16 protein-coding genes and 2 pseudogenes are annotated in these 15,028 nt (G+C 51.7%); 3 read left to right on the top strand and 15 right to left on the bottom strand.

Going from position 1 to position 15,028, the window contains the following annotated elements:
- Nucleotides 1-4: 4 nt before the first annotated feature.
- From ACTNDI_RS08745 to ACTNDI_RS08695, 11 genes are read right to left on the bottom strand one after another with little or no spacing between them, the layout of a single operon-like run.
- Nucleotides 5-373 carry a hypothetical protein gene (locus ACTNDI_RS08745; protein WP_441100602.1) on the bottom strand — a complete coding sequence of 123 codons (369 nt, stop codon included), beginning with the start codon at nucleotides 371-373 and terminating at the stop codon, nucleotides 5-7.
- Between the two features lie 3 nt (nucleotides 374-376).
- Nucleotides 377-3,028: a phage tail tape measure protein gene (locus tag ACTNDI_RS08740; protein WP_441100601.1), complete on the bottom strand. Its 2,652-nt coding sequence runs from the start codon at nucleotides 3,026-3,028 to the stop codon at nucleotides 377-379.
- A gap of 54 nt (nucleotides 3,029-3,082) precedes the next feature.
- Nucleotides 3,083-3,217 carry a hypothetical protein gene (locus tag ACTNDI_RS08735; RefSeq protein ID WP_441100600.1) on the bottom strand — a complete coding sequence of 45 codons (135 nt, stop codon included), beginning with the start codon at nucleotides 3,215-3,217 and terminating at the stop codon, nucleotides 3,083-3,085.
- 32 nt (nucleotides 3,218-3,249) lie between these two features.
- The gene (locus ACTNDI_RS08730; RefSeq protein WP_441100599.1) at nucleotides 3,250-3,624 is read right to left on the bottom strand and encodes a hypothetical protein; all 375 of its coding nucleotides are present in this window, start codon (nucleotides 3,622-3,624) and stop codon (nucleotides 3,250-3,252) included.
- A gap of 15 nt (nucleotides 3,625-3,639) precedes the next feature.
- Nucleotides 3,640-4,293 carry a major tail protein gene (locus tag ACTNDI_RS08725; RefSeq protein ID WP_441100598.1) on the bottom strand — a complete coding sequence of 218 codons (654 nt, stop codon included), beginning with the start codon at nucleotides 4,291-4,293 and terminating at the stop codon, nucleotides 3,640-3,642.
- 1 nt (nucleotide 4,294) lies between these two features.
- Nucleotides 4,295-4,621 (bottom strand): hypothetical protein, encoded by a 327-nt coding sequence (locus tag ACTNDI_RS08720; RefSeq protein ID WP_441100597.1) that lies wholly within the window; start codon nucleotides 4,619-4,621, stop codon nucleotides 4,295-4,297.
- A gap of 15 nt (nucleotides 4,622-4,636) precedes the next feature.
- Nucleotides 4,637-5,008: an HK97 gp10 family phage protein gene (locus tag ACTNDI_RS08715; RefSeq protein ID WP_441100596.1), complete on the bottom strand. Its 372-nt coding sequence runs from the start codon at nucleotides 5,006-5,008 to the stop codon at nucleotides 4,637-4,639.
- Nucleotides 5,005-5,337 carry a phage head closure protein gene (locus ACTNDI_RS08710; RefSeq protein WP_441100595.1) on the bottom strand — a complete coding sequence of 111 codons (333 nt, stop codon included), beginning with the start codon at nucleotides 5,335-5,337 and terminating at the stop codon, nucleotides 5,005-5,007. Before ACTNDI_RS08710 ends, ACTNDI_RS08715 begins: the two co-directional genes overlap by 4 nt.
- Nucleotides 5,338-5,349: 12 nt before the next feature.
- Nucleotides 5,350-5,664, bottom strand: a complete 315-nt coding sequence (locus ACTNDI_RS08705) for a head-tail connector protein (RefSeq protein WP_441100594.1) — start codon at nucleotides 5,662-5,664, stop codon at nucleotides 5,350-5,352.
- 36 nt (nucleotides 5,665-5,700) lie between these two features.
- Entirely contained in the window at nucleotides 5,701-6,894 is a 1,194-nt protein-coding gene (locus tag ACTNDI_RS08700; protein WP_441100593.1) for a phage major capsid protein, read from the bottom strand.
- A gap of 13 nt (nucleotides 6,895-6,907) precedes the next feature.
- The gene (locus tag ACTNDI_RS08695) at nucleotides 6,908-7,777 is read right to left on the bottom strand and encodes a head maturation protease, ClpP-related (protein ID WP_441100592.1); all 870 of its coding nucleotides are present in this window, start codon (nucleotides 7,775-7,777) and stop codon (nucleotides 6,908-6,910) included.
- 328 nt (nucleotides 7,778-8,105) lie between these two features.
- Between ACTNDI_RS08695 and ACTNDI_RS08690 the strand changes: the two are divergent.
- The 3 genes and pseudogenes from ACTNDI_RS08690 to ACTNDI_RS08680 form a co-directional block, all read left to right on the top strand.
- A pseudogene (locus ACTNDI_RS08690) lies at nucleotides 8,106-9,116 on the top strand (IS110 family transposase); the annotation flags it as partial.
- Nucleotides 9,117-9,245: 129 nt separating this feature from the next.
- The gene (locus ACTNDI_RS08685) at nucleotides 9,246-10,562 is read left to right on the top strand and encodes an IS30 family transposase (protein WP_441100591.1); all 1,317 of its coding nucleotides are present in this window, start codon (nucleotides 9,246-9,248) and stop codon (nucleotides 10,560-10,562) included.
- A gap of 253 nt (nucleotides 10,563-10,815) precedes the next feature.
- Nucleotides 10,816-11,076: pseudogene (locus ACTNDI_RS08680) on the top strand (IS110 family transposase); the annotation flags it as partial.
- A 93-nt stretch (nucleotides 11,077-11,169) separates the two neighbouring features.
- On the opposite strand, the gene ACTNDI_RS08675 reads toward ACTNDI_RS08680, so the two are convergent.
- The 4 genes from ACTNDI_RS08675 to ACTNDI_RS08660 form a co-directional block, all read right to left on the bottom strand.
- Nucleotides 11,170-12,510: a phage portal protein gene (locus ACTNDI_RS08675; RefSeq protein WP_441100590.1), complete on the bottom strand. Its 1,341-nt coding sequence runs from the start codon at nucleotides 12,508-12,510 to the stop codon at nucleotides 11,170-11,172.
- Nucleotides 12,511-12,524: 14 nt separating this feature from the next.
- Nucleotides 12,525-14,120 carry a terminase large subunit gene (locus ACTNDI_RS08670; RefSeq protein WP_441100646.1) on the bottom strand — a complete coding sequence of 532 codons (1,596 nt, stop codon included), beginning with the start codon at nucleotides 14,118-14,120 and terminating at the stop codon, nucleotides 12,525-12,527.
- Between the two features lie 20 nt (nucleotides 14,121-14,140).
- On the bottom strand, nucleotides 14,141-14,614 hold the full coding sequence (locus ACTNDI_RS08665) for a phage terminase small subunit P27 family (protein WP_441100589.1): 474 nt from the start codon (nucleotides 14,612-14,614) through the stop codon (nucleotides 14,141-14,143).
- 139 nt (nucleotides 14,615-14,753) lie between these two features.
- The gene (locus ACTNDI_RS08660) at nucleotides 14,754-14,981 is read right to left on the bottom strand and encodes a DUF7678 domain-containing protein (protein WP_441100588.1); all 228 of its coding nucleotides are present in this window, start codon (nucleotides 14,979-14,981) and stop codon (nucleotides 14,754-14,756) included.
- Nucleotides 14,982-15,028: the final 47 nt, after the last annotated feature.

The following is a 15,028-nucleotide window of genomic DNA, read 5'->3' as shown; positions in this document are numbered from 1 at the left end:
TCTCTTAGAACTCTTCCAGATCGAAGCTTACGGTATAGAGCCCATTTGTTTCTCTCGTCTTCTCTGAATTCTTTTCCGGTCCGGTCTTGAAGTTCCGCATCCGCATGGTTCTTGTCTTGTAGCCCTGTGTCTTCAGGTCATAGAGCCTTACCTGTATCGAATCCTTATCCCGGAACGTGGCAAAGGCCGCCGCCCACCGACTCGAACACGGAAAAGAGGCAGAGACGGACAGCTTGTCATACCTAGTGACAATGACCTGATCCGTTCCTGCCTCGGTCTGATTGGTACTCTCAACGACAGCGTAGCTCTCCTCCCAGCTTTCCGGTGTGAAGAGCTTTACATCGTCAAAGTAAATTGGGTAATCACTTAACATGCATCATCGACCTCCTGACCGATAGTTGCTCCGCTGGGTCGCCCGGACGACGATCTCATCAATCCGCTCCTGCCCGATGTAGACAGGGATAATGATGTCACCGCCACCTACTCCTGCGAGGGCACCCTGCACAATTTCCACAAGCTTATCCGTACCAACCACGGCTTCCTGCCCTGCTTCACCGCCTCCAAGGAGCCTTCCTCCGGAAGCTCCGAAGATCGTCGGACTGTTTAAGAGATAGGCATCATCCATAGCCTTCCGGTACCAGCTGACCGACAGGTGCGGAACCGAAGGCGGATCAATGGAGAGTTTTCCACTGATCGAAAAGTGCGGGAGCTTGATATGCGGAAGCTCCAGATGGCAGCCAGAGAAGAATCCCTTGATCCGATCGAGGCCGCCACTTACGATGCTCTTGGCATTCTCGATCATGGAGGAGAAAGCTCCCTTGATCTCACCAAGTTTCCCCTGTGCGGAAGAAAGCGCATCGCCAAGCTTGCCGCCTGTGAGATTGTTGATGGTAGTAAAGCCCGCCTCCCAGATCGACTTGTAAGCATCCACAGCCGTTCCGATGATGCCCTTGATCCCGCCTCCGTGCTGATCGATGGATGACTGAATCGCATCCCATGCATTCCCGGTGTTCGTCTTTACGGTCTCCCACGCGGTACTGATTGTGGTCTTGATGTTGTCAAAGGTCGTGCCTGCTGTCGTCTTGATCCCGTCCCACACACCGGAGAGAGTGGATGTAATTCCATTCCATGTGTTTGATGCCGTGGTGCTGATGGTCGTCCAGGTAGTTCCGAGGAAATCCGAAATGCCAGTAAAGACCGTGGTAGCTGTCGTGCTGATCCCTTCCCAGAGTCCTGTGAAGAAGCTGCTGATGCCATTCCAAACCGATTCTGTAGTAGATTTAATCCCATCCCAGAGGCCGGAAAAGAAGTCGCCGAGGCCTTCACCAACGCTCTGTACACCAGAGCAAACGGTAGACCAGACACCACCAAACCACTCGGAGATTTCTCCCCAGTGCTTTACGATCTCGATCACTGCGACTACAGCAGCCACCACCGCCGCGATGATTCCAATGATCGGAAGAATCGGAACGGAAACTGCTGTGATCGCCGGGATTGCCGTTGTGGAAAGGAAACCGACCAACTTTCCGACCACACTTGTGACGGAACCCACAGCGGTGACAACCTTACCAACGCCAACGACGACTGGGCCGACAGCGGCAGCGATGAGGGCGGCCTTGACGATTGCCTCCTGCATTCCCGGGGACAGACCATCCCACGCACCTTTCAGGGCCGTCACCACATCTTTGATCTGGGTCATCGCTTCCGTGATCATCGGTGCCGACGCATCTACGATCTCCGCGCCGAGGTCTTTTAAGTTGTTCATCACAACTGTCATCTGGTCGAGCGGATCCAGAGTTTCATTGAACGTACTCTCCACCGATCCCGCATAATCTCCTAGCGTGGTAGAGAGGTCGCTTAAGGAGAGCTTCCCCGTCTGCACCGCATTGTAGATCGCGCCACCGGCACGGGAGCCAAAGAGGTCGTAGGCCGCCTGCAGCTTCTCGGTATCGGAGGCATTGCTGTTCATGGTTTTGGAGAAATCCTTCAGCGCATCGCTTAAGGACTGTCCATTCTTTGTTGCAACCTTCTGCGCCTTGGTAAGGCCGGTGAGCATCGTCGAAGTATCAAGACCGGACATCTCCACCGCGCCCATAAATCCTGCCGCCTGTTCCGCAGAAAGTCCCATCGACTGGAACTGTGCGGCATTCTTGGAAAGATCCTGCGAGAGCGTATCCATTGACACACCGGTTGCCTGTCCGACCTGATTTAAGGCATCGAGGAGGTTCCCGGCATCATCGGACGACTGCCCGAAGGCGTTGAGGACGGAAGATACGTTATCGACAGAAGTAGAAACATCGGTAGAATTCAACGTCGAGAACTCCACGAACTTCTTAGAGAGGTCTTCAAGTGCATCACCCGTCAAACCGAACCTGGTGTTTACTTCGCCAATGGCGTCCCCGGCAGTCTGGAAGTCTGTCGGAATGGTCTCCGCGATCGACTTGGCGCGCTTCTGCATGTCCTCAAGGGCTGCACCGCTTGCTCCTGTTTTCTGCGTCACGGTATCGAGCGCTTCATCGACTTCCTTCCAAGCGGCAACCGAGGCAGCACCAACCGCAGCGACAGGGACCGTGATGCCTTTGGTGAGTCCTTCACCGACATCACTGATCTTGCCGCCGACTTCCTTCATCTTGTCCCCGGCAACCTGAAGCTGCTGTCCGGCAATAGAGCCAAACTTCTTATACTCGTCCTCGAGTCCTTCGAGGGACTGCTTGGTCGCCTCGATCTCCCGGGTCAGTGCTTCCTGCTGTTTTTGCGTCTCCTCAGTCTGAGGACCAGCCTTTAGCTGAGCGAGGGCTTCCTTCTCCTCGGCAAGCTTTTTCTTTGTCGCATCGATCGCTTCGGTCAGGTACTTCTGCTTCTGTGCCAGAAGATCTGCATTGCCCGGATCCATCTTGAGAAGCTTGTTCACGTCCTTAAGGTTACTCTGGGTATCCCGGATCTCCTTGTTCACGCCTTTCAGGGCATTGGAGAGCTTGGTCGTATCGCCGTCCAGCTCAATTGTGATTCCTTTAATGCGATCTGCCATAGCCTACTCCTTCCTTCATGGCATGAAAAAGCACCGGCTCATCACCGATGCGAATTAAAACGAATCGAAGTCCTCCTGTGTCGCCACCTGCCGGTACTCATCGTCGCAGAAGTCATTCCCGGACTCAATGATCATATCCATCACAGTCCCCTCATCCAGTTCATCCAGCTCAGACAGTGTCAGTCCCATCTGCTTCGCCCTCAGGAGAAACACTGCCGTGTTTACTTCCCGCTCCGTTGGGCGGCTTCTTTTTTTGGCTTGGAGCTTGTCCTCCGCGATCCAAGATAGAGCATAACGAACTCCTGCATGTGAAGAAAGAGCTCTGCCCCGTCGAACTGATCCGCCCATTCGAGGAAGGCGTCCTCGTTCAGCTGGTTCATGTCACGCTTTTCTGCCTGCGCGTTCATGATAAAGGCCAGCTTGTCGCCGACGGTCATATCCGTCTGGTCATCCTCGCTGTTCTCCATCTTGTTTAAGAGGATCATAAGATCCTGGTGGAACACCTGCTTAAAGCGATACGCTGTGGTCCCCGTTGCGAGAAACGGGAACTTCTGCTCCGACCCATCATTGAGCCGGAGGGAAATTTCCTGATACATGTTTGCTCCTCCTTATCACTTGCTGGAACTTGTCGTTGTCGACGGTGTAGTACTACCGCCAGACGCAGAAGAACCTCCAGATGCTTTCCCTGCAGCAGGCGTATAGACCTTACTGTACCAGTTCTGGTAGGTGGCATCGGTGGTATCTGCACTGGAGCGCGCCTTCACGATGTTCTTCCCAAGCGTCGCATCCTTGATCGATGTCGCGTTGATCGTAAGGCTCTCGGTCTGTACCTCGATGGAATCCTCCTTGGTGCTGGATGCCACGGAAGGTCTCGATGCCGTGCAGTTATACATGACGTGGCGGATCTCGTTCACATCGCCATCAAACTCAAAAAGAAGCGCAAAGTGAATGGGCTGCGCATCAGCATCCTCGATCAGAACCCCGTTGCCGTCCTTAATCTCTCCCAGCACGTTCTCACGGAAATCCTCCGGTACCATTGCCGACTCGAAGTCTCCGTTATAGCCGCTGTTCGCATTCGTGACATAGTACTGCACGCCATCCGCCCAGAAGATCGTCTGGTCTCCCTGTGCATCCAGCGAGAGAGATACCGCACCCGGCCATGCAATCGGATCCGCAAATGTGGCGGTCCCATCCTCCGCAATTGTCGCGATGGCATAATGTACGTTTTTCAGGTTGTACTTGACCTTGTTCTTTTTACTTGCCATTTCAGGCCTCCTGTTCAAATGAATACAGGACCTCGTAGAGCTTCTCAGAATCTATCCAGGTCTCTGTCTTTTCAAAGAAGATCCCGCTTTGGATCAGCTGATCTTCCAGTCTCTTTTCTATCTCCGGATCCTTCTTATCCGTGTAGAGCTCGATATCGATCTCTGTGATCGGGAAATACACGGTTCCGTCCGCAGCGAAGTTGTCGCTGTTCGGACAGCGGAAGCAGAGAAAGGGAGGATCCGGCCCTTCCCCTTCCGCAAAGTGATCATAGGCATAAGGGATGCCCTGCTTCTCCAGTTCTTCCAGAATCTTTATGATCTTATCCATTGCTTCCTCCCATCCTCAGCCCTTTAATTCCTTCTCAATCTCACCTGACAGCTTCCCGGTGATCTCTTCTTCGACCGGAGCGATGTGCGGGATGCCCGCAACCCTTCCGCCTCCACGCTTGGCATGGCCTTTCTCCAAGAGGTGTGTCAATCCATAGATCTTATTGTGAACAACCACTTCTGCGCCAACCGCCGTCTCCTTCTGGACGGTAGATCGCCATCCTTTTGCGTACTTTCCGGTGCGCTTTGGCGATTTCTCCTTCAGCTCTTTTACAGCTTCTTTCCCGGCATCTTTAATCTCCTGCCTTACGATGTCGTTCACATCCTCCGCGTAGTCCGAGAGGGTCTTTTCCACCGTCGCCGCTAGATCATCTACTTTCACCTTCATCGCTTCACCTTCTCACACTTAAACTTCAGGCTCCGTTTCTTAAATCCCATCGGGTCAATGGCGGTCACGTTGTAGATCGCATTTCCCAGTCGGATCCGAATCTTTGTGGAATCCAAGTCTTCGAGACACTTTGCATACCGGACGGTAAAGTCGATCGCATCGATGCTAGTCGTCGTTCCGGCTTCCAGTTTCTCAGATCCACCACTCTGTACCGGTGTCGCCCAACAGGTGTAGAAGTCTGTCCAGGTGTTAGTATGGTTCCCATACTTGTCCTTGATGACCTCATGCTTCTGGATCGTAAGCCTTACATTCATTGCCGCGATATTCATCCCGCACCTCCATCAGAACCTGGCATCCCGTTCTCCGAAGAGGAGGTTTCGAAGCGTGATGGTCAGGGCGTGATGATCCGCTTCCTCCCGGTGTTCGTTAAGATAGGCAAGGGCATAAAGGACTGCCACAACGACAATCGGACTACTTTCGTCCTCGAGACTGTCCTTTCGGAGCACCGATGCCACAAGGCTCTCAGCAGCGTCCAGTTCCTGCTGGATCACATCGTCCTCATCGTTTGCGTCAACCCGGAGATATTTCTTTGCTTCCTCCAGCGTGATCATCCTGTCCTCCCTTCGAATCACAAAGAAAGCCCAGAGCTTTGACACTCTGAGCCTCCATCATTTCTGAATTACTTCTGCAGATCAGGCAGATGCTCCTGCCTTCAGGATCTGCACGGCTTCCGGAAGAACCAGAAGTCCATCGACACGCTCCTTGGCGACATACCCGATCATGCCGTTTCCGGCAAAGAGCTCACGAAGCTCCTGCATGGAACGACTGCCGCGATCGCCGATGTTGTAGTAGCTGTAGTCACCAAAGGCCATCACAGGCTTTCCTGCCGCAAGCTCCGGTGCAAAGGCGCTGGTGTGAACCGCATAGCCAAGAAGTCTGTCCGGCTCCCCTGCCTGATAGGACGGCTGCCAGATGTAGGCGCCGTTGTTGTCCTTGAGCTTCCGGAGAGCTGCAAGGGTCTGGTCGTTCATGATGAATGATGCCTTCTTCCGGTACGGACGCTTCAGGGCGTAGACCAGATCCAGCACATCATCGGTGCCAAGCTTGGTGCCGGTGAGGGTCTTTGCGACCGTGCCGCCATTGGTCTCATCAAAGAGACCTGTGGGCTTTCCCTTCCCATCGCCGTTTAAGAAAGCATCCTCCTCGGCATTGGCGATGGCGATTCCGAACTGGGTGGTGATGTAGCTTGCAAGGTCAAACATGGAGTCATACAGAAGCTCCTCGGTAACCTTCACCGCCACATGGAGCTTATGCGCATCCATGATCTTCTGTCCGAACTTCGCGTCGGTAAACTGCAGTGCACCGCCCTCTTCAATCCATGCTGCCGTCGGTTTGGCTCCCGCGATGTTGATCTTGTGCTCACCGGAAGTCGTGATGTGGGTTGCAAGGCCCCGCATGATGTTCTCTTCATTCAGGACATCGATGAGGCGGTTGTCCCACTCCTCCGGAACGAGGTATCCGCCATCGGCATCCACACCCTCCTGCAGGATGTCGGAAACCTGATGGAAGTTCGTGCGCATGGCGGTCAGCATATCTTTTGCATACTGATCGGAAGCGCGTCCCTGCTTCTTCGGCTTATCACTGCCTGCGGAAGGCATGTTGGAAAGAGGAGAAGAAGTCGGCTGACTCAGCTGTGCCTCAATAGCAGCCTGACGATTCAGACGGTCGATCTCCTTCGTAAGATCTGTGATCTCCTTTTCCATGCGGTCATAGGTTTCTCCATCGGCGGCAGAAAGGACGCCGTTCTCTCCCCGGTGTGCTTCGAGGAAGGCCTTTGCTGCCTCCCACGCTCTTGCTCTCTTTGCAATCAAATCCTGTACGTTCATTGTGTTCTCCTCCTCACATCATCGTGTGCAGCAGATTCAGGCGATCCATCAGAGCATCCACGCTCCGGCCTTCCTCTACTTTGCTTTCGGCATCAGGACCATCCTGTGCCTTGTTTCTAACCTTGTAGTGTTCCTTCACCTTGTTGGTGAAGGCAGCCGCCATCTGACGACTGGAATAAAGAAAACCCGCAGCAAGCAGATCCTTGTTCTTCTTGGGACCATCTGGTTCTTGCTCGGTTTTCTCTTCAGATTCCTCCGGATTCTCCTTGGCAGGATCGTCCTCTTCCGGTTTCTCTTCCTGTTCCCTGCGATAGAGATCCGGTCTCTCCATCACACGGTCTGCAAAATGAAGCTCCACCGCCTTGCTCGCATCCATCCAGGTCTCATCGTCCATGAGCTTACTGAGCTTGTTCTTGGAGAGCCCGGTCTTCTTGACGTAGGCATTCAGGATCGAATCCTTGACGGAATCGAGCATCGAGATGGCCTGTGCAAGATCATCCTTGTCCCCCATTGCCATCGTGGACGGGTTGTGGATCATCAGCATGGAGACCGGGCTTACAAGAACCTCATCTCCTGCCATCGCAATGACCGATGCTGCCGATGCTGCAAGGCCGTCGATCTTCACGGTGACCTTCCCGGAATAAGATAAGAGCATGTTGTAGATCTGTGCCGCCGCCCAGACATCCCCGCCCGGAGAATTGATCCAGACCGTGATCGGTCCTTTCCCGGAATCAAGGTCAGACTTAAAAAGAGCTGGTGTGACGTCATCGTCAAACCAACTCTCCGAAGCAATGGTTCCGTTTAAAAACAGCGTGCGTGCTGCAAGGTCCGGATCTTCTCCATCTGGTGCCTTGTTCCGCACCCACTTCCAAAACTTGTTCATGTGTATTACCCGTCTTTCTGCGAAAGACACCGATGGGGTTATGAAACTAGTGATCGGCTCTCTCGCTACTTTGTAAATTTTCTAAAGTTTCTTCCTTCTGTTATTATTCCCCTATAAGGCTGACACACTACAGAACACGTGGAGGTGAGTGGCGGGGCTGTATAGCGGCAACCCCGTATGTGTATATGTTGTCGGTCATCCGTTAAAGGCATCAATGAATGGCGCATTACCATAGCCCGTAAACTTATCTCTTCCGAAGTCGGCTCGATCTCGCCGGATGACCAGTCCCTGTCAGTCTTATAACTATAAAGAACAGGAGGTTATTTTATTGTCGTTTAAAATCATCAAAAACAATTGTTGCGGACTCGATGTCCACAAAACATGGATTTATGCTTGTATCGGCATCACCGACTCACACCAACGCACAGAATACAAGGAAGCTCGCTTTTCGTCCTTTACCAAAGGTCTGAATGAGCTGTGTGACTGGCTCTCCAAGTACAACTGTAAGGATGTGTGCATGGAATCTGCCAGCAAGTATTGGATCCCTGTCTTCAACGTCTTGGAAAAGCGTGACTTTTGGGTGACGCTGTCACATCCTAAATACACCAAACCGATGAAAGGAAACAAGACCGACCGCAAGGATGCCAGATGGATCTGCGACCTGTATATGTGTGGCATGGTGAAGCCGTCCTTTATTCCACCGTCGGACATCCGAGAGTTAAGGGATTTGGTAAGGTACCGTTTCAAGCTCACCTGTATGATCACAGGAGAGAAAAACCGTGCCCAAAACTGCCTCACCGTGTCCAATCTTAAGCTCGACGATGTCTTTTCGGACGTATTCGGTAAATCATCCCGCTCTATAACAGAGCAGATTCTACAACACCCTGGGGAAACATTTGATGTGGCACCTTTTGTTGATGGCAGATGCAAAACTCCTATTGAGGAGATACAGGCAGCCGTTGATGGTGCGATATCCAAGGAACAGGCTGTTAAGCTTAGACAGTGCCTTAATCACATCGATGAATTGGAAAAGCACAAAGCAGAAGTAGAACGGGAAATCTTTCGTCTCAGTGAAAAATATGAGGCTGCGCTCGATTTAATGAGAACCGTTCCCGGATTTGATAAAAATCCGCTGACTGCAATTCAAGTGCTTTCAGAGATCGGTGGTGATATGTCTGTCTTTCCCACAGCTAAACACCTTGTCTCATGGGCAGGATGCTGTCCTCGTAATGATCAAAGCAACCAGAAAATCAAATCGACCCGGATTTCCCGTGCTGGCTCTTATTTTAAGCCGGTTCTGGTGCAGGTTGCAAATGCTTTGATCAAATCCAAAAAGCATGAAAAATGAAATTTTAAATTCCACTCTTGGTTTTATATGTGGAAGTTAGTCTTGCATAGGTAGCATTTACTCTTTCATATAATTGTACTATGATTGCCCTGTCCTTCTGACAGCAGTAGAAGGAAATCAATGAGTAAGTTAATACCAGGCAATCAAAAACATTTGACACTCAATGACAGACTGTACATTGAAAATAAGCTGAACGAAGGTAGTACCTTCAAGGATATCGCTAAGAATCTCTGCAAGGATCCAACCACCATCTCAAAGGAGGTCAAGGCTCACCGTCTCAGCGTGTGGAAAGATCATGGCCTCTTCGTAAACCTGAAGAATTTCTGTGAGCATCGCTATCATTGCAGGAAGACCAATGCATGTGGAAAGATCATTCGCTGCGGGATCAAGTGTGCCTCGTGCCCAACCTGCAATCAGCACTGCCCGGACTTCAAGCGAGAACGCTGTCAGCGCCTCGATAGGGCACCCTATGTCTGCAATGGATGTCCTAAGCAGCTCACACCATCCAAGTGCCATATCAGCCAGAAGTACCGCTATGATGCCAGATTTGCGGACCGGAAATATACCGAGCTGCTCTCCAGTTCACGAGTCGGCATCAACCGCACACGAAAGGAGCTACAAGCCATTGACCGGGTCGTATCTCCTCTGATCGATCAAGGCCAGTCTCCCTATCAGATCCTGACGAATCATCCGGAGATCGATATGTCTGTACGAACCCTGTACCAGTACATCAATGACGGCCTTTTCTATGCCAGAAATATTGACCTCAAGCGGAAAACGAAATTTAAGCCCAGGAAGTGCCACAAAATTCAGATCACCGATCGAGAGGTCTTCATTGGGCGAACCTATGACTGTTTCCAGAAACTGCAGCTTCCAAAATGGGTCGAAATGGATACCGTAAAATCCACAAGGGACAGTCGAAAGTGTCTACTGACCTTTTATTTTACGCAGGAGCGACTGTTTCTGGCCTTCCTGATGAATCGATGTACTCCCGGAGCCGTACGCCTTGTTTTTAACCATCTCGAAGGTAGGCTTGGAACTTATGAGTTCACACGGTTATTCGGTACGATCCTGACGGACAGAGGAATCGAATTCGGGAAACCACAGGATCTTGAGACAGGGATCCAAGGCATCGAGCGCACCAGTATCTACTTCTGTGATCCAATGAGAAGCTGCCAGAAGGGTGGTGTGGAGAATGTTCATACCATGCTGCGAATGGTCCTGCCCAAAGGTACCAGCTTTTCGTTTTTGACCCAATGGGATGTCAAACTGATCGTAAATCACATAAACTCTACGCCTCGAAAAAGCCTGAACGGGCGTACACCCTATGACATTGCTGCCGAGACATACGGCGAAGATGTCTTAAAAAAACTACAGCTTAGACGCATTGACCCGGATGAAGTCAAACTCTCGCCTAAGCTGATTCGAAACAACTAACCAGACAAAAATCTGCTGTCAGACTGGAAGTAAACTTTTCACATTTTTTCGATGTGGCTGGTGGAATTCAGTCTCGCATACTGCATTTCCAGCGGCTTACCAAGTATGCCTAAATTTAGGTTTTTGTCGGAGAAGTTATCCTAATTATATGTATTTCAAACGAGAATTGCATCTGAAATATTAAAAAAATGCAGTTTTTTAAGATGTAGTAGAATTTACTTCTGCACTGGAATTTACTTTTTCAATTCACGAATCCAAAAAGCATCCCGAGTTCGTCTCTCGCTACAGACGCATAAAAGCACGCCGTGGTCACAAGAAAGCCATCATCGCTATCTGTCGTATGCTCCTGACCGCTATCTGGCACATGCTCTCAGATTTAAATCCCTACACTCCTGAAGGCTTTCTTGAACAACGGCCTGTGAAAGAGAACAAGGTTTTGACCACTTCACAGGCACTTAATCTTCTCAAGCAAAGAGGCTATACCATTAAAGACGAGCCTGCCGCTGCTTCCTGATTAGGTGTTGTGTCTATATTCAGTTTTTCGCGCCACCGAAAGATGGCTTATTTGTTATGCCGGTAGGTATACCCTACCCACTACCTTTCTGTTTCAAACTTTCCTCCTTCCCCTTCTGTGGGGCTTTTTGTTTTCGGTATCTTCCTCAGGTTCTTCATCGGGCTCATCCTGCTCCGGAGGATCACTACCTCCAGAACCGCTCTGGTAGGCTGCGCCAGCACTCCGAAGAGGCGTCATGGTTCCGTTTACAAGAAACAGGTTCCCGCCCTCTTCGTCGGGCACGAGGTCCATGTTCTCTAAGCGCCGGACATCGTTCACACACAAAAAGCCGTTACTGATGCCAGTCGCGTATCCCTGCATGCGGCTCTCATAGTTGCCGCGAAGAAGACCATCCACGTTGAAACGCGCATAGTAGATCTTCTTCTCCTCCGGGGTAAGAAGCGACCTTGAGATCGCAGACTCGATTCTGGCAAGCCACGGCTGCAGACTGTACGTCACGAATTCCAGCGACTGTTCCTCAATGTTAGAAAAAGTCGCATGTTCAAGATCTCCAATCATGTGCGGCGGCACCCGGAAGATCCTTGCAATCTCATCGATCTGGAACTTTCGGGTATCCAGAAACTGCGCCTCCTGCGGATTGATGGAGATCGGCGAATACTTCATGCCCTCTTCGAGGACTGCCACCTTCCCGGCATTCTGGCTGCCGCCAAAGGCTGCCTGCCAGCTATCCCGTACCTTCTCCGGATCCTTCAGGATGCCGGGATGCTCGAGAACACCGGATGGCGCTGCACCGTTCTCAAAGAACTTGCTGCCGTATTCTTCACAGGCCATCGAAAGACCGATACTGTTCTTTGCCATCGCAATCGGGCTGTATCCCACAAGGCCATCAAAGCCAAGGCCCGGGATCTGCATCACCTCATGGGGAGAGAGCTTGACGATCGTCTCTTTCATCGTCGGTGCATCGGATCCCTTGGACCAGAGGTACTGATAATAGATGTGGCCGTTCTCGTCGCGGTCCACCGTCATGCGGTTTGGCATCAGGGGATACAGCGCGGTGATCTCGCCCTTTCCATTCCGGATAATCTGTACATAAGCATTACCCCACAGGAGAAGGTGTGTGAGGAGCGTCTCCCAAAAGGTGTAGGCCGTCATCTCCTCATTCGGCTCACTGTGAAGAAGAAAGTACAACGGATGATCCGTTGCCTTTACCTTGCTGCCGTCCTCCTCTTTGTAGAGGTGTAAGGGCAGGCTTGCCACGGCCTCTGCCAGCACCCGGACGCAGGCATACACAGCGGTCACCTGCATGGAGCTTCGCTCCGTCACGGTCTTTCCGGAGGAGGTGTGTCCGTAGTAAGCCCGGTACACGCTCCCAGATGTCATGTCCTGCGGATCTGCTCTTGCCTTCCTTCTGTGAAATAGATCGTTAAATCCCATCGATACTTCCTCCATCAAAATGTGATCAGCCCTCGGCTGTCGTAAACACTCTCTGCTTGTTCCTGCCGGATACAGCGATCCAGCGCCATAATCGATGCAACGATACCGTCGATCTTTTCGGGTGATTTCGCCTTCGTCGGTTTGATGTTATCGGCAGCGTCCCGATCTACTACCACGTTCAGGGCCATCCACCGAAGGACCGGATTACCACCGTGGATGATCTTTCCTTCCATCATCAGCTTGTAGAACTCCTTGGTCGGGGCGGACATATCTTTGAAGCCCTGTCCAAAGGGCACCATCGTCAAGCCGTCATCCTGAAGATTGATGATGAGCTGAGTCGCATTCCATCGGTCAACCGCGATTTCCTTGATGTTGTAGATCTTGTAGAGATCCAGGATGAACTTCTCGATGAAGTTGTAGTCGATCACATTTCCTTCCGTCGCCTTCATATATCCCTGCTTCACCCAGACGTCGTAGGGAACCGAAGCCCTTCGCACCCGGATTGGGATGGTGTCCTCCGGAACCCAGAAGAATGGCAGGCAGATGTACTTCTCCGTTTCATCTCTCGGCGGGAACATCAGAACCAGTGCTGTGATGTCGCCGGTGCTCGAAAGGTCGAGTCCACCGTAACATTCCCTTCCCCGGAGACTGTCCAGATCAATCGGCTCATTGCCCCGATCAAAAACCTGCTCCGGAATGAAGGCGGTCGTTGAAGATACCCACATGTTCAGTCGGAGTTGCTTAAACACCGCCTCCTCCGCCGGATTTTCCATTGCCTCGTGGTAATGCTCCCGGACACGTTCAATGTCAATCGTCTGCCCGAGACTTGGATTTGCTTTGTACCAGTTCTTCTCATCGTGCCAATCCTCATCTTCTTCCAATCCGTAGACGACTGGATAAAACGTATGATCCACACGCTGCCCGGAGAGGATGTCTTTTGCCTTCTGGTGCAGCTCGTAGCAGATCGAATTCTTATCGGTTCCGGCGGTAGTAATCAGGAAATATAGCGGCTGCTCTCTCGCATCACCGGAGCCTTGGGTTAGAACGTCATACAGCTTTCGTGTCGGTTGCGCATGAACCTCGTCTAGCACAAGACCAGAAACATTCAGTCCATGTTTCGTTCCCACCTCTGCGGACAGCACCTGGTAGAATCCGGCGTTCGAGTAGTTCACAATCCGCTTGCTGGCTGCCATGATCTTGGAGCGCTTTAAAAGCGCCGGTGTCATGTTCACCATCTGGTGGGCGACATCAAAAACGATCGATGCCTGCTGGCGATCTGCGGCAGCGCCATAAACTTCTGCAGACGGCTCGTTGTCCGCATACAGCAGGTACAAGGCCACAGCTGCGGCAAGCTCCGACTTTCCATTCTTCTTGCCAATCTCGATGTAGGCTGTCCGAAACTGCCGGTTTCCATCGGGCTTTACGATTCCAAAGAGATCCCGGATAATTTTCTCCTGCCAAGGGAGGAGCCAGAAGCGTTTTCCGGCCCACTTGCCTTTGGTATGGCGGAGCATTTCGATGAACATCACCGCCCGGTCCGCTTTCGCCGCATCATAGTGGGACGTTGGAAGCATAAACCGGGTCGGCTGATAATCGTTCAGCTTTGGCATTTCCTTGGGTCTCTCCTCCATTAAGGATCACCTCCCAAGAGTTCCTCCATCTCATCTCCCGGCGTTGCCTTCCCGGCATCCGCGATCAACCTTGACCTTGATGCCGGAGTCAGACCGAACTCGGTCGCGAACTTTCCCATCTGCTTCATGTAGGTCTGCGCGATGGAGACCTGCGGAACCTGCTGCCAGTAGCCAGAAGGTGTCCGGACAAGAGTGCCGTGTTCTGTGATGAACTCCTCGGCTTCCTTCCATCTCGCATAGGACTGGCAGTATGCAGCAAAGGCAGCCATATCGACTTCGGTGAGGACACCGATGGCTTCCATCTTCTTTGCCAGCCTGTGCCATTCCTTTCTGGCATCCTTATCGAGCCACTTCGGACAGGCAGGTGCTTTCCGCTCTGGCTTTGGCTCATTCTCATTCAGTTTTCTTTTCCCGGGATTTCCTTCCAACTCCTTGATTGCGGTTGGAGTTGGCTTTCTTCCTCTGGTTGCCATAGGGAACACCTCCTTTCTGTCCATCAAAAAAGGACCGCCGAAGCGATCCTGTCCCATGTGGTGTATATGAACGAGAGAAAGAGCCGTGTGGCTCTCCTCCCGGATTTAACTTATTTGCTTTCTGTTCAGCGCCTTCTTGTCAGTTTAGATCGTACAGGATGATAAGAAGCGCAAGCTGCGCGTTTTCTGTCTCCGGCTCGATATCCCAGCCTCTGTCGTATCTTGCAACCGGGATTCCTCCGAAGCGGATCTCAAGCTTGCTGATCTTGCCGCCATCGATTCCGTAGTCCTCGCTCGGATGCCCGTAGACCTTCGCGCTGTAGGTGAATATCTGGCTTTTAATTTTGATGCTTCCTTTTTTCCACATGGTCTTTTTCCTCCGTTTTCTTTCAAGTGCCCTTTTCCTTTGGCATG

The sequence above is a fragment of the Bilifractor sp. HCP3S3_D3 genome, assembly GCF_052063915.1.
Taxonomy (GTDB): Bacteria; Bacillota; Clostridia; order Lachnospirales; family Lachnospiraceae; genus Bilifractor.
This window is presented reverse-complemented; position numbering and strand designations above follow the sequence as displayed.